Raw genomic sequence first — 21,217 nt, 5'->3', positions numbered from 1 at the left:
TGCCGAAATGCAGGGGGGCGCTGGCTATGGAGCGGCCCGGCGCTTTAGCGGCTTACAGCGGGCAGTCGGTTTTGATGAACTCCCACTTGAGGCTGAATTTCTTGGCGGCTTCGGCGGCGAGGGCCGAGATGCCGAAGGTCTCGGTGGCGTAGTGGCCGCAGGCATACACGTTGAGGCCTTCTTCCTGGGCGTAGTTGAAGTGGTGCTGGCGGAGTTCGCCGGTGATGAAGGTGTCGGCCCCGGTGGCCTTGACGTGTTCGATGGCGCTGGCGCCGCTGCCCGAAAGCACGCAGATCTTCTTGGGGGAGCGGGAGCCGAACTCCATGGCGGAGAACTTTGGTCCGAAGAGGCCTTTGAGGGCGGCCCGCAGGTCGGCGCGGCTGCTGGTCCAGCTGCCGATGAAGCCGATGTCGGTGCCTTCGTAGGGGAGGAAGCTGCCGGCGGGGGCGATGCCCAGCTTTTTGGCGAGGATGGCGTTGTTGCCGATTTCGGTATGGGCGTCGAGCGGGAGGTGGCAGGAGTAGACGGCGAGGTTTCCGTCGACCAGGGCTCGGATCTTTTCGTACTCGGAGCCGACGACCCGCTTGGCTCCGCTCCAGAACATGCCGTGGTGCACGATGAGGAAGTCGATCTTCGCTTCAACCGCTTTCTGGAAAGGCACGAGGCCGGCGTCCACGGCGGCTCCGACTTTGGTGACGACTCCGTCGTTGGCGAACTGCAGGCCGTTGAGGGCTCCGCTGAAGTCTTTGACTTGGTGGGTCTGGGCGCGTTGGTCGCAGAAGGAGACGATATCCGAGAGCGGGATCATGTGGTGTGCTTCTTTTATATATTGAAGGAAGTTTCTTGGGGAGAGAAGGGAAGCGATTGGCGGGGAGGAGGGCAAGGTCAGCCTGCGGGCGGCCTAACTTTTTGGTCGCCATTGCAAGCGCTTCGTTCGAGATTGGAAGGGTCAGGACGACGACCCATGTACGACGAGACTCAGGATGATTCACCACAGCTAGCCGGTTCGCTTTTGTTGGCCCACCCGCACCTCAAGGACCCGAATTTCGCGAGTTCGGTGGTCCTTATGACGCGGCATGAGGAATCGGGATCGCTGGGGGTCGTGCTCAACCACAGCACCGGCGAGCGCTTGGGGCAGCTCAGTTCCGAGTTCAACGAGTGCGGCTTGGGGCATGTGCCGGTTTACGTGGGCGGGCCGGTGAATCCGAACCAGATTATATTGGCCGCCTGGAAGCTGGTGCCCGACATGGGGCAGTTCCAGTTGTTTTTCGGCATGGAGCCGGTGGTGGCCCAGTCCAAGATGCAGGAGGACCCGGATCTGGTCTTCCGGGCTTTCAAGGGCTACTCGGGCTGGAGCGAGGGGCAGCTGCTCAGCGAGCTCGAGTCCAATGCCTGGGTGGTGTCGGACGTGGACGCGGAATCGATTTCCAGCAAGGACGGGCCGGACCTTTGGCGGCACCTGATCATGGAAGTGAATCCGGAACTGGGACTGCTTTCCATGGTCCCGAAGGATCCGGACTGCAACTGAGCGAGAGGTTGCGGGCGGGAGGCTGCGAAAAGAGCGGCGATATTTAGCGATTCCTCTATTGACAGGGGGGATTCGACTCGTTCTTTTTACGCCCCTTATGAAAGTAGTGTCATCACTCAAGTCCGCTAAGACACGTCACCCCGACTGCCAAGTTGTACGTCGCAAGGGAAGATTGTACGTGATCTGCAAGACCAACCCGCGTTTCAAGGCCCGTCAGGGTTAATTCGCTCTAAACCGCTTAACTTTTCGCCGTGAAAAAAGGTATTCATCCAGATTATAACCCAACTGTCTTCGTCGACGTTTCGACGGGAAAGAAGTTCGTAACGAACTCCACAATCCCTGCCAAGGGTCATCAGACTGAGACCGTGGACGGCGTCGAGTGCGTTAAGGTATTCCGCGACATCACTATGGACTCCCACCCTGTGTACACCGGCGAAAAGCGTTTCGTCGACACCGCGGGCCGCGTGGAGAAGTTCCAGAACAAGTTCCGTCGCCGCCGCTAGTCGCCAGACTGCCTACGACTTTTCAAAACCCTCGAGCTTCCGCTCGGGGGTTTTTTGTTTGAACAGGGGGCGAGTCCCCCTGATTTCTATGCCTCCTTTTTCCCATGCCTAAGAAACTTATCTTCATAGACTGCGACAGCACCCTTAGCTCGATCGAAGGGATCGATGAACTGGCTCGCCTCCGGGGCGAAGACCTTTTTCGCGAATGCGAGAACATGACCAATCGGGCGATGGATGGGCATATCGCGATCGAGGACGTCTATGGGGCCCGGCTCGAATTGATCAAGCCCACTGCGGAAGAGTGCGAGCGGATCGGCCAGCTCTACATCGAGACGATCGAGCCGACGGCCTTGCAGTGCTTGGCCGCGCTGCGGGAAGCGGGCTGGGAGCCGATCATCGTGAGCGGCGGCTTGACCCAGGCCATCCTTCCTTTCGCCCGGCACCTCGGAATCGAAAAGGTGCGGGCGGTGGACTTGCTGTTCGACGAGAACGGCAACTATGCGGGCTTCGACGGAAATTGCCCGACTTCCCGCATGGGCGGTAAGATGAAGGTGATCGATGCGGACAAGGCCGCGTCGGCGGCCGAGCTTACGGTGATGGTGGGAGACGGTTCCAGCGATTTGGAGACGCAGCCCTTCGTGGACCTTTTTGTCGGCTACGGCGGTTACTTGGAGCGGGCGAAGGTGAAGGCGGAAGCGAAGCATTTCGTCTACAAGCTGAGCGAAATCCCAGCTTTGCTGCCTTAGCGGATGTGGCGGGACTGGATAGAAGCGGCCCGGCCTAAGACCTTGCCAGCGGCAGTGGTCCCGATCTTGGTCGGCACGGCCGAGGCGAAGCGCCTGGGCTTTTTCGATTGGTGGCCGGTGTCGATCTGTCTCGCGTTTGCCTTGCTGGTGCAAATCGCGACCAATATGGCGAACGACTACTACGACCACGTTCGCGGGGCGGATACGCCCGAGCGGGTCGGTCCGGAGCGACTGGTGGCCAGCGGCCGCATCCCGCCGCGCCAGATGTTGTGGGCATCGCTTGGCATCTTTCTCGTCGCGTTCTTGATCGGCCTTAACCTGGTGGCTTACCGGGACTGGTCGCTTCTGGTGGTCGGGGTGGTCTCCATCGTATTTGGATATGGATACACGGGTGGACCCTTTCCGCTCGCGTATCGAGGCCTTGGAGACGTCTTTGTGGTCTTCTTCTTTGGCTTGGTGGCCACTATGGGCACGGTCTACGTGATCGTGGGCGAGCTCACTTACGAGTCGGCCTTGCTGGGGTTGATGCTCGGCTTGTTGGCCAATAACATTCTGGTCGTGAACAACTACCGGGATAGGGAGACCGACTTGAAGGCGAAGAAAATGACTTTGATCGCCCGGTGGGGGAGGAACTTCGGCTTAGCCCAGTATCGGCTGCAGTTGGTCGCCGCGTTCCTGTCGCTCGGACTCTACGTCTCCGCCACCGGAAGGGCGGTGCATGCGATTCCCTTTCTCGCTTTTCCGCTCGGGCTGAAGCTGGCGAGCGGGCTGGAGCGAACGGTTGGAGCGGCCTTGAATGGCGTTTTAGCCAAGACTGCCGCCTTCCTGCTTTTGGTGGGCGTGTTGCTTGCGGGAGCGGTCTTGGCGAGCTCCTGAGTTAGCCTTAGGCTTCCGCCCAGAGGCGGCGGAAGGTGGCGATGTCCCTCTCCATCGATTCGAAGACGAAGTCCGGCGACTTCTCGATCTTGCGGCGTCCCTTTTCCGCGCCTCCGAGGTCGTACTCGAAGTGCAGCGAGATGGGCACGTCGATCTTCGCTTCCTTGAGCAGCTTGAGGTAGCGGGGAAAATCGACCATGCCTTCGCCGAGCGGCGTATTGACCAGGTGGGTACGGCCATCCCGTTTCTCCCACTTGCAGTCCTTGATGACGATGGTTTTGATGCGGTCCTTGACGAGATGGAAGCCGTTGGTCCAGGAGCGTCCGCCTTCCACGGTGGCGTGGCGGATGTCGTACTGGACTCCGAAATGCTCCTGGGAGGCGCTTTGGAGGATTTGCCAGACTTCCCAGAGGGAAGCTCCGACCAGCGTGCCGGCGTGGTTTTGGTAGCAGCCGATCAGGCCGAGCTCGCGGTTGAGGCGATCCAACTTCTGGATGCTCTTTTGGTATTCGCCGAGGGAGTCCGGCATCGAGAGTTGCTCGTGGTAGCGATACCAGTTCATGCGGTAGCGCCGGATGTCGAACTGGGCGGCGGTTTTCAGCACGGCTTGGTCGAGCGGATCGTCGGCATCGTCGACGGCAGTGGTCATCATGGGCGTTTCCAAGCCTTGGCTGCGGCAGGCTTCCACGACCTTGGGGAGGTCGCGGGTGACGTGCTCCGGCTCTACATGGCCGCCGGGGCGGACCGTGAGATCGATGCCTTGGAAGCCGATATCCTTGGCGGCTTTGGCCAGTTCCTTATAGTCGAGGAACTGCAGGTGCTTGGAAAACACGTTGAGTCCGGGTGCCTCGGTCCGGGCGGCGGCGAGTCCGTGTTTTGGTAGCGCGCTGGCGGCGGCGAGCAGGGCGCTGGTCTTGATGAAGTCGCGACGGTTGGGGGAAGACATAGGGGGCTAGGCTTGGATGGCTTTAGGTTTTCGAAGACTAAATTGCAGCAGCGAGTTTAAGGCAAGCGAACGATAGGGTTGCCAATTGGGTTGGGTGCGTGCGAACAATGTAGGGGAGGATGCAAACGTATCCCCTTATTCTCAAAAAAAGATATACCCATGAGTAGAGACGGAATGAATTATGCCCCTGAATTCAAGGGGAACGAGCAAGTTGTAGAAGCAGGCGAATTTGTATTTGCCGCCGCGTTTTTCGACCATGGGCACATCTACGGGCAGATCGAAGGTCTGGCCAGCGTAGGCGGTCGCCTGGGATACATCTACGAGCCGCAGGCCGAGCGCTACGAGAGCGTGATCAAGGCCCATCCGCATGCGAAGGTGGTGAAGGATTTTCGGGAGATTCTCGATGCCCCGGAAGTGAAGCTGGTCACGGCGGCGGCGATCCCGAACTTGCGTTGCGAGATCGGTATTCAGGTTATGGATGCGGGTAAGGACTACTTTACGGACAAGACTCCGTTTACCACGCTCGAGCAATTGGAGGTCGCAAGGGCCAAAACCAAGGAAACGGGCCAGCGTTACATGGTTTGCTACAGCGAGCGCCTCTCCAGCGAGTCCGGCTGGTATGCGGGCGAGCTCATCAAGGGGGGCGCCATCGGCCGTGTGTTGCAGGTGCTGAACCTTGCTCCGCACAACTTGGCGGCCCACACGCGTCCGGATTGGTTTTTCGACAAGCAGCGCTACGGCGGCATCTTGACCGATATCGGTTCCCATCAGTGCGAGCAGTTTCTCGAGTATACGGGGGCGACGGATGGGGTGGTGAATTTTGCCCGAGTCGATAACCTCGGAACGCCGGACTATCCTGGGCTCGAAGATTTCGGAGAGGCGAGCATCACGCTCAACACGGGCGCCAGCGCCTATTGCCGCCTCGATTGGTTCAATCCGGCGGGCTCGAAGATTTGGGGAGACGGGCGTACCTTCGTTCTCGGTACGGACGGCTACCTCGAGATTCGCAAGTACCGAGACATCGTAAAGGGCGGCAGCGACCACATTTATTTGGTGGACCAGGAGTCCGAGCAAATGATCGATTGCTCCGGCAAGGTCGGCTATCCGTTTTTCGGAAAGTTCGTGCTCGATTGCTTGAACCGGACGGAGAACGCGATGACGCAGGCGCACGCCTTCAAGGCCGCCGAGCTGTGCTTGAAGGCGCAGCAGATGGCGGATCAGGCGCGGGCCTAGCGAACCGCGAAGCCAGTTCAGTCGACCGCTTTCCCGGCGGACTGCCAGGGCCAGCTGTCCGTGCGGAAGGGGGTCACGGGCAGCCCGTTGCGGTCGTAGAGGTTGAGCTTTGGGTTTTGGGCCCATCCGTAGCGGACGGCTACGGGAGACTCGATGGTGTCCGCCCAAACCTCGACCGTGTTCTGGTCTATGATCTTGGCTTCGGCCCAGACGAATTGTTGGTTGTCTCCGGCGATGCTGAAGCCGTGGATCTCTGGGGTGTCGAAACTGTAGAGGCCTTGCTCGCTGACGTGATCGAGGGCGATGCGGACCGTGTTGCCTAGAATCTCCATGCTCTTGTATCGAGGGCTTTGATACGCGATGTCGTATCCGTAGTCGTTGGCGAGCGGCCAACGAACGAGCCGGCTGGCGAGAGTCTTCTTGTCGCGGGGGTGGATGTCGCGACCTTCTCCGAGGTCGATGATTACGGCTTGTCCTGAGTTTTTAAGGACGTCCATGGAACTGGTTTGGGCGTCGCGGAGCTCGGCCCATCCGTTTTCGCCCGGCTCGGTCGCCTCGGCTCCCCAGTCCGCGAGCTGTACCCAGTAGAAGGGAAAGTCGCCCTGTCCCCACTTCGCTCTCCATGTTTCGACGAGGAGGGGGAAGAGGTGGCGGTATTGCTCGGCTCGCCCGCCATTGCTTTCGCCCTGGTACCAGATGACGCCTTTGATTCCGTATCCGGCGAGTGGATGCACCATGCCGTTGTAGATGTTAGCGGGACGGTGCTGTCCGGTGACGGGGTGGACTGTGTCGTTCCAGTTGAGGCTTGGCTCCGGGTAACCGGCAGCCTCCCAGGCTTTGAATTTTTGGAGGAAGGCTTCGTAGGCGTCTTCGTCGAAGTGGGCGACCTTTTGGTCCCAGTGTTCGAGCAGCGGGGCGTAGCGTTCTTCGGCCTCGAGGGTTTGGCGTGGGATCCAGCTCTCGGCGGTGGATCCGCCCCAGGCGTTGTCGATGAGGCCGATGGGCACGCCGAGGGCGGCGTGGAGCGTTTGGCCGTAGAAGTATCCCACGGCGGAAAAGGGGGGCACGGTTTCCGGCGAGCAAACTTGCCAAGCCCCTTCTATGTCGTCTTGGGGTGTGTCGGTGCCGTGGCGGGCGACGGTGAGGAAGCGGATTTGCGGGTAGTTGGCGGCGGCGATTTCTACCTCGGCTCCGTCGGCATTGGCGACGGGCCATTCCATATTCGATTGGCCCGAGCAGAACCAGACTTCGCCCACCAGTACGTCTTTGATCTCAATGGTCTTGTTGCCTTTTACCGTGAGAGTGTGAGGGCCGCCTGCGGGGAGGGGAGGAAGTTTCGTTCGCCAGCGACCGTCGTTGTCAGATTTTGTGGATACAACGTTGCCGGCGAGAGTGATAGTGATCTTCTCCTGTGGTTGGGCGGTGCCCCAAATGGGGTTGGCCTGATCGCGCTGCAGTACCATGTGGTCGGTAAAGACCTGCGGCAGGCTCAGCTGGGCGCAGAGGGAACTAGCGAGAGAGCTGGCTAGGAAAAGGGCTAGGAAAAGGGCTAGGAAAAGGGTTCTCATTTTCGGTGTGGCGTTAAAGGCTGCAGTGGGTTGGTGAGGCGTTTTCCTTGTTGGAGGTTGGGGCGCTTAGGGTAGGGATTATAGGAAATTACGAAGCTCATTAGTCGCTCTTACTCTAGAGTTTCCATCTGCTGTAAAAAAGGGATGAAGCGTGGTGGAATGAAGTTAAAGCATACGATTGCGTTACGGTTTCGAAAAAAGGGGACGTTTAGGAGCGCTAACAACACGCAGTTCGGAGAGAAGCAGATCTTTTCGGGCAGCGTCGATACGGGACTTTCCCGTTGGATGATTAACTATAATGAGAAAATTCAAATCTAGCATAACAAGCCTTCTAATTCTCGCGTTTGCAGCGGTTGCAGCGAACACGGTCTCTGCCGCAGACGCCAAGTGGGACGTCCAGCCTTCCGTAAAGAAGAGCGTCGCCCCAGCGAACCCGAAGGGGATCGAGGGCATGGCGATGGCCATCGTTACGATTTCCGTCGATGGTACGGTCGCTTCGGTAGCGATCGACAAGTCAACGGACGCGTCGTTGGAGCAGCCCGTTTTGGAGGCTATCAAGCAGTGGCGCTTCAATCCGGCCCAGCTGAACGGTAGCCCGATCGAGTGCAGCATCAAGGTACCGTTCAAGTTCAAGAGCTAGGCTTCTGCAAAGTCTTGTAACGAAATTTGCGGCATTCGCTTCCGGCGAGGCCGCTTTTTTGTGTCCGCTTGGCGGGGTGGATGGGGCGGGAGCGGCCGGATCAATACCAATTCTGGGGATCGGGGCGCCAGTCGGAGACCTCGAAGTTTTCGTTAAGCTGGTCGAGTTGCTCCATTTCCGGGGAGCTGAGCTCGAAGTCGAAAATTTGGGCGTTGGCCACGATTCGCTCCGGGGTGGAGGACTTTGGGATGATGGGGACTCCGTGCTGCAGGCACCAGCGGAGCATGGTCTGGGCGGGGGATTTGCGATGGGTTTGGCTCAGGCGCACCAGCGTTTGGTGGTCCAGCTTGTGGCCGCGGGCGAGCGGGCTGTAGGATTGCAGGACGATGCCACGGTCGCGGCAAAAGGCGGCCAGTTCACGCCGGTAGCAAAAGAGGTTGAACTCCACTTGGTTGACGGCCGGACGAAAGTCGCTGCGGGCGAAGAGCTCTTGCAGGCGGCGTTCCGAAAAGTTGCTCACGCCGATGGCCCGGCATTTGCCTGCGGCGAGCAGCGCTTGCATCGCTTCCCAGCACGGTTGCATGCGTTGCGCTTCCGGGTGGGGCCAGTGCATGAGATAGAGGTCGACGTAGTCGGTTTGCAGCTTGGCGAGGCTGCGTTCGAGGGCAGCGGGCGTTTCCTTTTCGCCTTGTTCGTCCAGCCAGAGCTTGGTGGTGACGAAGAGGTCCTCCCGCTGGAGCCCGGAATTCTGGATGGCGCGGCCGACCAGTTCCTCGTTGCCGTAGATGGATGCGGTGTCGATATGCCGGTAGCCGGCTTCCAAGGCGCAGCGGATGGCTTCTTCGCCTTGGACTGGGTCGCTTACTTTATAGGCGCCGAAACCGAAGAGAGGGAGGCGAACGCCGTTGTTGAGAGGCAAGCTGCTGGAGGGATGAATCTTGGGCATGGCGGCGGACGGTTCTAGCTAGGGATTTCATCGGCGCGCGAGGCAGTGTGTCGAGATCCGAATGGTAAGGGTTTCGGCCTGCGTACGTGGCTTCACGTGCGAAAAAATGCTGAAATGTTTTGCCCTTAGCTATTTTCTTACGAAACTGCGTAACTCATTAGAGAGATGTTCATGCTCTCTATTGGTTGTCTAACTAGCGGTAGCTAGACTACTTGGCCCGCCAATCTTCGGATTGGCGGGTTCTTTTTTGCCAAGCTCGTTTCTACGTATTGTCAGCAATGCGGTCGCTTGGGTGATATACCTTCTGTTTTTACGGGGTTTTTAAGCGATGCTTTAATAATTATTACTGCCATGGGAGCGGGCAGGTCGTTGGCTTGAGCTATGGATGGTGCATTTCGTTTCGCGTGTTTTCTCACCTGCTTACTGCTATCCGTTGCGGCGAATTGCCAGGACGCGTGGCGTTCCAGCCTTTATCCGAGCGATTGTAGGGCTCCGAATCGCGAGGATGGGCTGAACTTCGCCGAAGATGCGTTCCTGCAGGATTTTTCCTACGCGGGCTATCGCATGGGGGCGTCGGCTTTGCGGTGGGAGGCGGGAGAAATCTTCGACGCAGTCGAGGCGTTCGGGGCGGATCCGTCGGGGCAGCTTGATGCCACGGCGGCGATCCAAGCCGCCATCGACGCCGCGGAGGTTGCGGGAGGCGGAGTCGTATACCTGAAGGCGGGAAGCTATCGCTTGTCGGTGCCGGAGGGTGAAGCCCGCTGCTTGGAGATCTCCTCCGCGAACATTATTCTCCGCGGGGAGGGAACGGAGCGTACTTATCTTTTCAATACGACGACTGAAATGAGGAATAAGCGAGTGATCCGTATTCGCCCTTCGGATGGCGGAAGCTGGACTTCGCGGCGCAGCGATCCGATCCGGTTGACCCGCGACGAGCTTGGTCCGACGAACACCTTGCAGCTCGAGAGCCTGGACGGGCTTGCCGTGGGGGATTGGTTGGTGGTTCACAATCCAGCTACGGAATCGTTCGTGCGCGATTTGAATATGGCAAGCGGCGCGGATGGGGTGGACTGGACGCAGTCGCTGGGGTCCCTGCGCGGCCTCCTTTACCTGCGTCAGGTTCAGGCCATCGATACGGCGAACAAACGGATCCAGATCGATATCCCGACTCGATGGTCCTTGAAGACGCGGGACGGGGCTAGCGTTTACAAGACGGCCTCCCTCCTTTCCAACGTAGCCTTGGAAGCGTTTTCGATCGGCAACAAGCGGCTTAGCAAATCAGGTTGGAGCGAGTCCGACTATAATTTTTCGGGTACGGCAGCCTACGATGCCCACGGCTCCTTCCTTATCGAAATGAGAGGTGTTGTGAATGGATGGATACAGAACGTGAGTTCCTACAACCCTGGGAACGACAACGACGTTCATTGCCTCTCGAACGGCGTTTTGCTCGATTGGTGTCGCAACGTGACCTTGCATCGACTCCGGTTTCAGAACGCCCAGTATGGGGGAGGGGGTGGAAACGGTTATATGATCCGCCTCAATGCGGCTGCCGAGTGCTTGGTGGTGGAGAGCGAGGTCGGCAATTGCCGTCACGGCATCGTGATGTGGAGAATGCAGAATTCCGGTAACGTAATTACGCGCTGCTACGACCACGACAGCGGTATGCAGCTTGCGGATACGCAACGCCAAAGCACCGCAGGGAAAGGGAGCGATCACCATGGGATTTTCAGTCATTCGAATCTCTTCGATGGAAACCTGCTGGAGCGTTCGTACCTGGAGGCGGCCTATCGCGGAGATTCGGGAGGAACCCCGGACCACGCTATGACCTCTGGCCAAAGCGTTTACTGGAACACGAAAGGCAAGGAGTATCATGTGAATGCCGACTTCATCGTGCATAGCCAGCAGTTTGGCCAAGGCTATGTGATCGGGACCAGTGGAGAGGCAGCTGGGGTTAAGCTGGAGGAGAAGCGACCGAACTCTGCCGAACGAACCGATCCGCAGGACTTTTTGGAAGGTCTGGGCGCGGGTGAAACGCTGCAGCCTGCGTCGCTCTACCAAGACCAGCTGCGGCGTCGCTTAGGAGAGATTTCGGCGCGATTGTCGTATCGGCGAAAGGATGACAGCCTAAGCTTCGAGTGGGAGGAGTCGCCCAGTTTTAATTGGGCGCTGGAGAAGGCGGAAGACCTTGCGGTTTGGGAAACGGTGGTGGAGAGCCCAGTCGGGCGGCATGAGGCTCCGCTGGATGCGAGCGCGCTTTTCTTTCGCTTGTCGCAGCTGTAGACCCGACTGTTTTGTATCGATGCTTAGGATACCCTTAGCAGAAGCCGAAGCGGTGCGTTGGCGGGGACGGTGGCTTCGATGGGGACGGCTTGGGCTCCGGGGACACGGTTGAAAGTGCGGTCGCGTTTCGTGTGTCGGATGGTGAGCTCGTAGCTGCTTGCGAGGACAAGGGAGCCGCCGGCTTTGTTGATCTGGATACAGTGAAGGGCGGTTTGGGAGACGCTATCGCTGGAGGGGGAAAGGATGGGGAGGACGAAGCTCGCCTCCTGCGAGCAGTGTGCTTGTATTTCCAGGCTATCGTTGGTGAAGGTATAGCGGAGCTGGCACTCGACGGGCAGCTCCTGGTAGTCGCAATTGTTTAGTTTAGTGGATACATTGAACGTTAGGCTGGAGGACGTCGAAGCGATTGAGACTGTGGCCTTCAGGTCGAAAAGGTTGCTGTACAAAATTCCGTTATGCGCCTTTTCCAGGCGTGGCGTGAGCGGAAAATCTTCGTCATCGGGAGCGGCTTGCTGGTTGTGGGGTTCGACTAGCTGGTAGCGAGCCATGCTTGCGGCGCAGAGCGGTCCGAGCTTTTGATGCCAAAGGAGCGAGAGACTGCCGCCGGTGGCTTGTTGGACGCCGGGACGGTAGAGGAAGTCGTAAGCGGTGATGGTTGCTCGCCAGGGACCGATGGCGGCTAGGTGAGTGGCTATCTCCGGGAAGCTTTTGATCCCGTAGGCGCGGGAGCGGGGGAGGGGCGTTGCTGGCGGTGAGCAGTCGGCTCCGCTGTCGAGAATGTAGGCGAGCGGCTTGGCGTGAGCAAAGGTGTGATGGATGCAGGGGTCGAGTCCGTGGGAATCGTAGTGAATTCCTTCATACAGCAGACCGGTGGGGGATGTGCAGCGCTTGAGGAGCTCGAGGTTTTTAAGCGCTGCCGTAGCGAAAGCGGGATTGCGCGGGCGCATTGCGAGGTAAGCAGGCTGGCAGCCGTCGCTGGTGCGGCTGCCCCAATAGGTCCACTTGAACTGTCGCGTGCCCCAGCTGTTGTCCCAGCCGCCGTCGGGCAACATGAACTCCAAGTGGGAGGCGAGGGACTTTTCGAGGAGATCGAGCAGCTCGGTGTCGTTTTCCGCTAGGGCGTAAAGGACGAGGCCGTTGAGCGATTCTTCCACGTTGTATCCAAGATCTACAGCCGGCAGCCCGCGAACGGAAAGGCGCTCGGTCGGTTTGGCTTCGCCGTAGACAAGCTTGTGAGGCCGGGTGAAGTAGCGCTTCGCTTGCTGGGCGAGTTCACGGCTGCGCTCGAGATAGCGAGGCTCGCCGAGCTGTCGCCCCAGGAGGTGGAGGGCGTAGATAGCGCTGAAGCCGTAGTTTATGTTGGCGAAGGTGAGATCGAAGTTTTCGAAGACGTAGTTAGCCGCGAGTACGAGACGATTCGTCCAGCGGGATCGTTCGGCTTTGTCCAGCAGGTCGCCGTGGTAGTGCAAGGTTTTCGCAAGGGCGATCGCTCCGAATACCGTGACGCCTTTCCAGGAATTGGGGTCGGGCATGACGGTCCAGCTGCCGTCCGGCTGGGAAACGTTCTTCGACCATGCGAAAAGCGATTTTCCGGCTGCGAGGTATTTTACCTCTCCGGTGGCTTTGGCCATGTGGAAGAGCGGATAGACGGCGTCGAAGCAACGGCCGTGGATTCTTCCGCAGCCGGGGCAGTCGAGCGCTCCGTGGCGGGCGGAGTCGCTCGGGTCGTCGATCTGCAGGTTTATCATGCCCTCGCACCAGCGTTGGAGGAGATCGGAGACGAGGGCTTGGGAACTGGGAGGGTCTGCGTGTTCGAGGGGCACAGGGCAATGATGCATTTGTTTCGCTCGCGCCCGAATGCCGTTCGAATACTAATTGTAGGCTAGCCTTTCGCGGGGCGGAAAAGGGCAAGTTCCCTCCCCGCGGGCTCGCCGTTAATTGTCTTGGAACATAGGATCGTTCGGATTTCCGCCGGAGAGCAGGTAGGCGAGCAGGTCCTGGAGTTCCTCGGGGTTGAGGCTGTTGACCAGGCCGGGAGGCATGCTGGATACGGGGTGGATCTCGCGGGACTTGATTTGCTCTTTGCGAATGTCACGTGTCTGGTTCGGTGTCATCGGGTTTATCATGACCTTGTAGCGATCGTCGTTTTCGCCGACGATGCGGCCGATGATGAGGTCGCCGTTTTGCAAGGTAATGGCTTCCATGCTGTACTGGTCGCTGATGACTTTCGAAGGTTCGATAATGTTTTCGACAAGGTCGCGGAGGGTGTAGCGGTTTCCTGCTCCTGAGATGTCGGGGCCGATCCCGCCTCCTTGGTCGGCGAAGCGGTGGCACATGACGCAAGCGGCGGAGGCGAACATGGATTTGCCGCGTTCGAAGTCCCGGTTTTGGAGCTTGGAGGGGATTTGCTGCATAGCGGACTCGACGGTGTAGAGTTGCCCGGGGCCTTGCGGGGGGATGGATCCTGCGATGTAGACATGGGGGGCTGGCTTGGAAATGTCTTCCAGCAATACGCGTTCCCCTTCGGGAGCGATCGTTTCTAGGGCATCCTGCCTTATGTTGCTGAGGAAACCGGTGAAGCTGGCGCCGCCTTTCCATTCGTGGGTAGTGGCGAACCACTCGAAGTAGGCTTTGCGGAGTTCCGGCGTCCATCCGGTGTCGGCGTTTCGTAAGCGGTATGCGATTGCGATTTGCTGGCGGTCAGGGCTTGCTTCGCTCAAGCGTTCGAGGGACCGCCGATAGCGGTCGTTGCGGGCGATGAGGGAGGAGCCTCCCAGCAATTCTGCGGCAGGGGCCTCGGGTTCTTCGATGCTGAGCAGAGGTACTGCCTTTTCAACTACAATGGACGAATCGAGGTAGACGAGGAGGGAAAGCAGCTCTCGATCGAGGTTAGGGTCGCCGCTGGGGAATGCCGGTTCGAGGTGGGAGACGATATTGGATTTGGCAGCGGTATTCGGTTCTCCCATACGGGTGAAGGCGAGTTGCCAGGCCCGCAGCAGGGGCAAGCGGAGGGACTTGTCGATGGCTTGCAGGTTCAGCTTCGAGAGTTGCTCGATGATGTCTTGCTGGTAGCGGTGCGGGCCGACGCGGGCGAGGGCGATCATGGCTTCGATTTTGGCCTGTGGATTCCGTTCTTCGAGGGCGAGGCGAGCCCAGTTGGAAACGGGCTGGTGTTCGAGGGCGACGCGGGCTGCCCAGCGGATGAAGCGGTCTGGATTGGAGAGGTGGGGCCAGGCGATAGCGACGGCCTCGTGTCCGGCGCTGGCAGTGTGCAGCGCTTCGAGCTTGCGGCGGAGCAGAGCGGCCTCGGTGGGCGGCACCGCTTGAGCGGGAGCGGTCGATTCTGGGCCAGTGTAGGTGACGCGGTAAAGACCGGATTGGGTGCGGCGGCCGCCGACTGCGAAGTAGATGGCTCCGTCGTGCGGGTTCGCGATAACTCCGGTGAGCGGTAGTGGCTTTCCGCTTACAAACTCCTCTTTCTCGCCGCGGAATGTCGAGCCATCGGCGGTGTGGTGGATGGCGTAGAGGGTGCCGTAGGTCCAGTCCGCGGCAAAGAGGGCGCGTTGGTATTTTGCGGGGAATTTCGTGCCGGTACCGAAAGTGGTGCCAGTGGGCGAGCCCGGGCCGATGTCGATGGTGGCAGGCAGGCTGTCGGCGTAGTAGTCGGGCCAGCGTCCAGCACCGCTGCGCCAGCCGTAGTCGCCGCCGTCGACCACGTGGTTGATGCGGGTCGGCATATACCAAGGGGTGCCTTGGTCCCACTCCATGTCGGAGTCGAAGGTGAAAAGCTCGCCGTTTTGGTCGAAAGCGATGTCGAAGGTATTGCGGAATCCGTAGGCGAAGAGTTCCTGGTTTTTTCCGTTAAGGTCGCAGCGGCCGATCCAGCCGCCCGGCGCGTACCGACCTTTGGCATGGCCGCGAGCGTCCCACATGCGAGGCAGAAGGTGGTCCTCTCCCCAGGCTACGCCGCGGGTGGCGTCGAAGGTTTCGGGAAGGTCGGTGAAGTTTCCGCAGACGAAGTAGAGGGATTTTCCGTCCGGCGAGAGGGCCATCGAGTGGGGGCCATGTTCGCCGCGCCCGTCGAGCTGGATCAGGTAGTCCGCTTTTTCGAACTGGTCGTCTCCATCCAGGTCGCGCAGGCGCCAGATGCCTCGCTTGCCTTCCGTTTCGCTGACCATGACGTAGAGGCTTCCGGCGGCGTAAAGCAGGCCGTGGGCGCCGGCTTCCGACTCGGGGATGGAAGGGGAAAGGGCAGGGAGCTTGGCGACCAGCTTTTCGATTTGCACGTTTTGCGGATCGTCGCCGCTAGAGGGGGTGAGTCGGTAGATGCTGCCGTACTGGTCGGATGCGAGAATGCGACCTTGGTCGTCGCAGGTGAGGCCGACCCAGGAGCCTTGGGTTTCCTTGGGCACGGTGTAGACGAGATCTACGGTAAAGCCTTCGGCGACGTTTAGTTCCTTCGGATCGATGGTGGAAGGCGTTTGCGTATCGGTTTGCGAGTGTAGTTGCGGGAACAGTACAAGGCTTGCGAAGGCTGAAATCAGTCTGCTGCGGGTCGTCATTTGGGTCGGGGGGCTAAGGGAAAGGGATTCTCTAATTTTCGAAAGTCGTTAGGTGGAGTTCTTTGAATTCGATTGTCATGGGCTGTCCTTTGTGGATTTGCAGGCCGATGAGGCCTTCGCTCGCAGCGCCACTCGGATCGTCGTCGATGACGTCGGCGGTAAGGGTTCCATTTAGAAAGTGCTGCAGGTGGTTTCCACGGGTGACGATCTTGAGTTCGTTCCAATCGTTCTTGCGGTAGGCGGCGAGGATTTCCTCCCTGGTGGTTTCGGTGGCGAGGACTTCTACGTCGGCCTTTTTCTTGGGATCTGGGTTGTCGGCTGACTTGGGGGTGATGCGGATGCGTTCGCCATGCTTCATGAGAAGGCCGCGGCCTTTTTCCTCGTAGAGCATGCCGATGTATCGGGCGGCTAGGTCGATGTCGGCCTGGTATCCACTCATTGAATACCCGGGAGATTCGAGGCGACGAGAGCGGTACTGTACGCCAGAGTTCGCCCAGTCCTTGTCGTTTTGAGCGGTGATTCGGAATTGCAGGCTCAGTTCGAAATCGGCTGGCGTTCCGCCTTGCCAGATGAGGAAGGAGTTGGCGGGAATGGGATTCTCCGGGGTTGTTTGGGCGACGATCGCTCCGTCCTTTACGGACCAGTATTGGGCGTCGCCTTCCCAGCCCTCGAGGCTGGTTCCGTCGAAGAGCTCTACGCTCTGGTTGGAAGGTGTTTGAGAGCAGGCGGCCAGCAAGCAAGCGATGGCTGCGGTAGCGGAGTATTTGACGTATTGATACATTTTGATCTTAGGAAGCTGAGTTTTCGAGGGCCGCTTTGAGGTAGCGGTAGCCGCTTTCGGCGATGTCCCAGGGCGGGGAAAATTCACGCCAAACGTTGATGGCGTTGGCGAAACCGGGGTCGGCTCGGCTGAAGGCTTCGATGGTGAGCCAGCCGTCGTAGCCGATTTGATGCAGCGTGGACAGGACCTCGGGGAAGTCGATGTGTCCGGAGCCCGGCGTACCGCGGTCGTTTTCGCTGAGGTGCACGTGGGCGAGGTGCGGAGCGATCTGCTTGATGGCGGCAGGGAGGCTTTTTTCTTCGATGTTGGCGTGATGGGTGTCGAACATGCCTTTGACGTGGGAGTGTCCGGTTAACTCGATCAGCTTGAGCAGTTGCTGCATGGTATTGCAGAGGTAGCACTCGAAGCGGTTGAGGGCTTCCGGACAGAGCGTTAGCTTGGCCTCTTTGGCGTATTCACCTGCAGCATACAGTACCTCGGCGCTGCGCTTGTATTCGTCCTCTTGTATGTCGGCCCGGGTGAAGGTCGCGAAAGCGGAATGGATAGGCCCGGCCAAGTGGGTGGCACCGCAGTCGACGCAGCGGTCGATATTCCATTTGAGCTGGTCGAGCGCTTTGGCTCGCACCTGCTTATTCGGACTGACCGGGTTCGTGTCTTCGCCGAGGACGGTGACGCAGGTGATTCCCATGCCGAGCTCCCTCAAGTGGGCACCGAGTTTTTGGTAGTCGCTTGGATCTTGGCTACCGGTGAAGATTTCAATCCCGTCGTAGCCGATTTCCTTCAATCGATCGATGATGGGAAAGTGCTCTTCGGTAACGGAGGCGGTCCAGTTGAGTAGATTGATTCCTAGTTTCGGCATGGGGGTGGGGGTTCGTGGCTGGAGAAAGCGTTCAGTCTGGGATGAGCGGCGATAGACTCAAACCTGTTTGACCTTGGTCCAGCGTCCGGTTTTGGCAGACTTGAGGACAGCGTCCGTGACGTAGTCGGTGGCGAGTCCGTCTTTGAAGGTAGGGCCAGCCGGAGTCTTCTTTCCAAGGGCGGCAATGAAGTCGGCGACTTGGTGGGTAAAGGTATGCTCGAAGCCGATTTGGCAGCCAGGTATCCACCAGTTCCCTACGTAGGGATGTTCGCCTTCGGATAGGTGGATGGAGCGCCAGCCGCGCAGGGCAGCGTCGTCGCGGTGGTCGAACCACTGGAGGCGGTGCAGGTCGTGCAGGTCCCAGGCGAGGGAGGCGTGTTCGCCGTTTATTTCCAGCGTATTCAAAGCTTTGTGACCGCGGGCGTAGCGGGTGGCTTCGAAGGTGGCGAGGGATCCGTTCGAGAAGCGGGCAAGGAAGGCGGAGGCGTCGTCGATCTTGACTTCCTTCTTCTTGCCGGTGGCTACGTCCTTGCGTTGCTTGACGAAGGTTTCGGTCATGCCGGATACGGAGTCGATGGTGCCGTTGAGCCAGAGGGCGGTATCGATGCAATGGGCGAGGAGGTCGCCGGTGACGCCGCTGCCGGATACGGAGGCGTCGAGGCGCCAGGTGCCGGGTCCGCCTTGGGGGACGTCCGCATTGATGGTCCAGTCCTGGAGGAACTTGGCTCGGTAGTGGAAGATCTTTCCGAGCTTGCCGGAGTCGATGAGCTGTTTGGCCATGGTGACCGCGGGGGCGCGACGATAGTTGTACCAAACCATGTTGGGGACGCCGGCCTTTTCGACAGCGGCGACCATCTTGCGGGATTCGGCCGGGTTCATGCCGAGGGGCTTCTCGCACATGACCATCTTGCCCGCTTTGGCGGCGGCGATGGCGATCTCGGCGTGGGCGTCGTTGGTGGCGGCTACGTCGATGAGGTCGATGTCGGGGCGGGCGATTAGGGATTGCCAATCGCTTTCTACGGATTCGTAGCCCCAGTTGTCGGCGAAGGCTTGGGCTTTTTTCGCATCGCGCCCGCAGACGGCCTTGAGGACGGGACGACGTTTTAGGTCGAAGAATTTGGGGGCTTGCCGGAAGGCGTTGGAGTGGGCGCGGCCCATGAGGCCGGTGCCGACGAGGCCGATGTTGAGAGCTTTCATTTTTCTTGGGTGTATTGAGGTTTGGATACGGGTCGCTTAGGCGTGCCAGCCGTGGTTCTTGCGTACTTCGATCATGGCGCTGAGGATGTCGTTCCAGGTCTGCTGCTGGGTCATGACGGAGTTGGGGAACATGCATCCGTCCCAACAGATATGGGGGATGGCCTTGGTGACTTCGCCAGCGGAGTCTCGCAGCCAGTAGCCGGAGTCGCGGGCGATGTTGAGCTTGCCTTTCGGGTCGGTGGCGACGCAGTGGCGACCGGTCTTTTCGTGGTCGCCGGAGCCGAAGACGGAACCGTCGTTTTGGGCGACGTGGAAGTCGAAGGTCCACGGGCGTAGGGCGTCGGTGAGCTGCTTCATGGCGGCGTGGAAGGCGTCCGGTTCCCAATGGTAGTCGGCGGGCACGATCCGGTGCTCGGGGGCGTTTTCGCCGAGGGTGTAGAGGAGGGTGTGGGACATGTCGGCCTGGAAGCCGACGGTTTCGGGCATGCCGGTTTCTTCGAGGAGGTCGATCATGTGGCGCCAGCTGTGCATGCCGCCCCAGCAGATTTCTCCTTCGGCGGCGAGGCGTTCACCGGAGGCGGCGGCGATTTTGCCCGCTTCGCGGAAGGTTTGGGCGATGCGTTTGGTATTGGCTTGAGGATCCTTGGCCCAGTCGGCGACGGAGGCGGCGGAATCGATGCGGACCAATCCGTGCGGGCGGATGCCCAGTTCGCGCAGCTTGGCGGCGATGCGGACTGACTTTTCGACGGCTTTGAGCCAACCTTTGCGGCTGTCTTCGTCGCCCATGGCGGTACCGTCGAACCAGACGGGAGCGACGACGGAACCGACTTGCAGGCCTCTGGAGGAGATCTTTTCGGCGAGGGCCTCGATGGCTTCGTCGGAGGAATCGATGTCGACGTGGGGGCTGTAGAGGAAGAGGTCGACGCCGTCGAAGGTGGTGCCGTCGACTTCGGCCTTGGCGGTGAAGTCGAGCAGGGTGTCGAGCTCGATGGCGGGTTCCGAGTCGGGGCTGCCTTTTCCGACGATGCCGGGCCACATGGCGTTGTGGAGTTTTGGGAAGTTATTCTCGGGCATGGGTTGTATAGGGGTTGTGGATACGGTGAGTTCTTTGGGGGAGGAGCGGCTTAGAAGGAATTGTGGCGGTAGGCGCCCATGGCGGGGGCGTCGGGGTTGGCTTCGGGGCCGAAGTAGCGCAGGCAGACGAGCGGTTCGGTGCCGCTGGTGTTTTCGAAGGTTACGCCCGCTTTGGCTCCGTCCTCGGTGCAGAAGTATTCGTCTTCGGTGAGTTCGTGGAAGCGGATCATCTTGGGGCTGACGAGGGGCTGGCCGTTGATGGTGCCTTTTCCTTGTACGCAGATGAGGCCATAGGCTCCGGAGTCGGTGATGGTCGCCTTGCAGCCGGGGTCGACGGTGAGCTCCTTGGCGGTGAAGTATTGGTAGTCGTCTACCTTGCCGTAGACGATCCAGCGATCGACGTAGCCTTCGCTGCGGGTATCGGCCACGGGGACGGGCTCGAGGTAGTGGTTGTCCTTGAAGTTTGGATCCACGTTTTTCTCCCAGGCGAGCTGCTCGACGATGAAGTCGATATCCTGATGCTTGTCCTGGGGCATGTCCTTGACGAGCAGGCTCCAGGGCACTTCGCGTCCTTCGACGAGGTTTTGGTACATGCCGAAGACGTCGCTGCCCCACTGCGGCTCGTAGGTGCAGAGGCTGCCTGGGGCGTGGAGGATGCAGGGGTCGATCAGCCAGCCGGAGCCCGGCTTGAGGCGGTAGGCTTTGGAGAGGTCGAGGATGCCGTTGTCGCCCTTGTTCCAATTTTCGATGCACTTGCGGACTTGATCCTTGGTGGTGCCTGGCTCGAGCCCCATGAAGGTATAGGGAAAGTTGTTGCCGACGTTGTTGTGCTGGGGCGGGAAGTAGTAGGACTCCGGCTTGCCTTCTTGGCCGACGAGGGCGGCTTGTTCGGCGTTTTGGTGCATGTGGTGGGGGATGGGACCCATGTTGTCGAAGAATTTTGAATACACGGGCCATTTCCCGTATTTGTCCCAGATGGTCTTGCCGACCAGGGTAGCGCCGCACTCTTCGACGGCTTGCTGGAGGGTGAAGCGTTCCTTGCCGACGACGCAGTAGCTGAGGCCTTCGTCCGTGTCGCGTCCTTCGTTGGCGGTGACGGTGGTGGAGGCGAACCAGCGTTCGTCGATGCCGCCTCGATTGAGTCCGTAGGCGTAGGTATCGGCGGGGTGCAGCTTGATGCGCAGGCCGGGCTGGAGGAAGGAGCGCGGGACCCAAGCGGGAGCGAGGCGGAGCAAGCCTCCGGTTTTGCTGAGTTCGGCCTCGACGGAAGCTTTTACGTTGGAGGTACGGGTGGTGAGGGAGGCGACGGTATTGATTGCCATAGTGATTGGGGGCGTCCAGGGGAACAGGAGGCCGAGGGGTTGATTTTTGAGGGCTAGAGTGTAGCTGATCGGCCTCTTTTGCTCATAGGAGCGGAGCGACAAAAATTGGTATAAAAGCGGCGCGGGGCAGGAGCGGCCGCACGGTTTTAGGTCGAA

The 21,217-nt window shown here is 59.7% G+C and carries 19 protein-coding genes; 8 read left to right on the top strand and 11 right to left on the bottom strand.

Features of this window, described 5'->3' with window-relative positions:
* Nucleotides 1–52: 52 nt before the first annotated feature.
* Nucleotides 53–808 (bottom strand): Nif3-like dinuclear metal center hexameric protein, encoded by a 756-nt coding sequence (locus QEH57_RS15335; RefSeq protein WP_309007637.1) that lies wholly within the window; start codon nt 806–808, stop codon nt 53–55.
* A 156-nt stretch (nt 809–964) separates the two neighbouring features.
* Between QEH57_RS15335 and QEH57_RS15330 the strand changes: the two genes are divergently transcribed.
* The 5 genes from QEH57_RS15330 (at nt 965) to QEH57_RS15310 (ending at nt 3,653) form a co-directional block, all read left to right on the top strand.
* A complete protein-coding gene (locus tag QEH57_RS15330; RefSeq protein ID WP_309007636.1) occupies nt 965–1,528 on the top strand; it encodes a YqgE/AlgH family protein in 564 nt (187 codons plus the stop codon).
* Between the two features lie 97 nt (nt 1,529–1,625).
* Entirely contained in the window at nt 1,626–1,751 is a 126-nt protein-coding gene (ykgO, locus tag QEH57_RS15325) for a type B 50S ribosomal protein L36 (RefSeq protein ID WP_083794514.1), read from the top strand.
* A gap of 28 nt (nt 1,752–1,779) precedes the next feature.
* Entirely contained in the window at nt 1,780–2,031 is a 252-nt protein-coding gene (locus tag QEH57_RS15320; RefSeq protein ID WP_191616669.1) for a type B 50S ribosomal protein L31, read from the top strand.
* Between the two features lie 104 nt (nt 2,032–2,135).
* A complete protein-coding gene (locus tag QEH57_RS15315; protein WP_309007635.1) occupies nt 2,136–2,777 on the top strand; it encodes an HAD-IB family phosphatase in 642 nt (213 codons plus the stop codon).
* Between the two features lie 3 nt (nt 2,778–2,780).
* Nucleotides 2,781–3,653 (top strand): 1,4-dihydroxy-2-naphthoate polyprenyltransferase, encoded by an 873-nt coding sequence (locus tag QEH57_RS15310; RefSeq protein ID WP_309007634.1) that lies wholly within the window; start codon nt 2,781–2,783, stop codon nt 3,651–3,653.
* Nucleotides 3,654–3,660: 7 nt separating this feature from the next.
* Here QEH57_RS15310 and QEH57_RS15305 read toward each other — a convergent pair whose 3' ends face one another.
* On the bottom strand, nt 3,661–4,599 hold the full coding sequence (locus tag QEH57_RS15305; protein WP_309007633.1) for a TIM barrel protein: 939 nt from the start codon (nt 4,597–4,599) through the stop codon (nt 3,661–3,663).
* 159 nt (nt 4,600–4,758) lie between these two features.
* Between QEH57_RS15305 and QEH57_RS15300 the strand changes: the two genes are divergently transcribed.
* Nucleotides 4,759–5,832 carry a Gfo/Idh/MocA family oxidoreductase gene (locus tag QEH57_RS15300; RefSeq protein ID WP_309007632.1) on the top strand — a complete coding sequence of 358 codons (1,074 nt, stop codon included), beginning with the start codon at nt 4,759–4,761 and terminating at the stop codon, nt 5,830–5,832.
* Between the two features lie 17 nt (nt 5,833–5,849).
* Here the strand turns inward: QEH57_RS15300 and QEH57_RS15295 are convergent, their stop codons facing one another.
* Nucleotides 5,850–7,400 carry a sialate O-acetylesterase gene (locus QEH57_RS15295; RefSeq protein WP_309007631.1) on the bottom strand — a complete coding sequence of 517 codons (1,551 nt, stop codon included), beginning with the start codon at nt 7,398–7,400 and terminating at the stop codon, nt 5,850–5,852.
* A 298-nt stretch (nt 7,401–7,698) separates the two neighbouring features.
* On the opposite strand from QEH57_RS15295, the gene QEH57_RS15290 reads away from it, so the two are divergent.
* The gene (locus tag QEH57_RS15290; protein WP_309007630.1) at nt 7,699–8,040 is read left to right on the top strand and encodes an energy transducer TonB; all 342 of its coding nucleotides are present in this window, start codon (nt 7,699–7,701) and stop codon (nt 8,038–8,040) included.
* A 100-nt stretch (nt 8,041–8,140) separates the two neighbouring features.
* Here the strand turns inward: QEH57_RS15290 and QEH57_RS15285 are convergent, their stop codons facing one another.
* Nucleotides 8,141–8,986 carry an aldo/keto reductase gene (locus tag QEH57_RS15285; RefSeq protein ID WP_309007629.1) on the bottom strand — a complete coding sequence of 282 codons (846 nt, stop codon included), beginning with the start codon at nt 8,984–8,986 and terminating at the stop codon, nt 8,141–8,143.
* Between the two features lie 381 nt (nt 8,987–9,367).
* Here QEH57_RS15285 and QEH57_RS15280 point away from each other — a divergent pair, with 381 nt between their 5' ends.
* Entirely contained in the window at nt 9,368–11,266 is a 1,899-nt protein-coding gene (locus QEH57_RS15280; protein WP_309007628.1) for a glycosyl hydrolase family 28-related protein, read from the top strand.
* A 23-nt stretch (nt 11,267–11,289) separates the two neighbouring features.
* Here the strand turns inward: QEH57_RS15280 and QEH57_RS15275 are convergent, their stop codons facing one another.
* From QEH57_RS15275 to QEH57_RS15245, 7 genes are all read right to left on the bottom strand, one after another.
* The gene (locus QEH57_RS15275) at nt 11,290–13,089 is read right to left on the bottom strand and encodes a hypothetical protein (RefSeq protein ID WP_309007627.1); all 1,800 of its coding nucleotides are present in this window, start codon (nt 13,087–13,089) and stop codon (nt 11,290–11,292) included.
* Nucleotides 13,090–13,200: 111 nt separating this feature from the next.
* A complete protein-coding gene (locus tag QEH57_RS15270; protein WP_309007626.1) occupies nt 13,201–15,828 on the bottom strand; it encodes a c-type cytochrome in 2,628 nt (875 codons plus the stop codon).
* A gap of 31 nt (nt 15,829–15,859) precedes the next feature.
* Nucleotides 15,860–16,609 carry a DUF1080 domain-containing protein gene (locus tag QEH57_RS15265; RefSeq protein WP_309007625.1) on the bottom strand — a complete coding sequence of 250 codons (750 nt, stop codon included), beginning with the start codon at nt 16,607–16,609 and terminating at the stop codon, nt 15,860–15,862.
* Nucleotides 16,610–16,616: 7 nt separating this feature from the next.
* The gene (locus QEH57_RS15260; protein ID WP_309007624.1) at nt 16,617–17,468 is read right to left on the bottom strand and encodes a sugar phosphate isomerase/epimerase family protein; all 852 of its coding nucleotides are present in this window, start codon (nt 17,466–17,468) and stop codon (nt 16,617–16,619) included.
* Nucleotides 17,469–17,525: 57 nt separating this feature from the next.
* A complete protein-coding gene (locus tag QEH57_RS15255) occupies nt 17,526–18,665 on the bottom strand; it encodes a Gfo/Idh/MocA family oxidoreductase (protein ID WP_309007623.1) in 1,140 nt (379 codons plus the stop codon).
* A gap of 36 nt (nt 18,666–18,701) precedes the next feature.
* Nucleotides 18,702–19,739 carry a TIM barrel protein gene (locus QEH57_RS15250; protein ID WP_309007622.1) on the bottom strand — a complete coding sequence of 346 codons (1,038 nt, stop codon included), beginning with the start codon at nt 19,737–19,739 and terminating at the stop codon, nt 18,702–18,704.
* A 50-nt stretch (nt 19,740–19,789) separates the two neighbouring features.
* On the bottom strand, nt 19,790–21,061 hold the full coding sequence (locus QEH57_RS15245) for a hypothetical protein (RefSeq protein WP_309007621.1): 1,272 nt from the start codon (nt 21,059–21,061) through the stop codon (nt 19,790–19,792).
* Nucleotides 21,062–21,217 lie beyond the last annotated feature (156 nt).

It is taken from the genome of Pelagicoccus sp. SDUM812005, from assembly GCF_031127875.1.
Taxonomy (GTDB): domain Bacteria; phylum Verrucomicrobiota; class Verrucomicrobiia; order Opitutales; family Opitutaceae; genus Pelagicoccus.
Note: the sequence above shows the minus strand (reverse complement) of the source record. Positions and strands in the feature narration are given on the sequence as shown.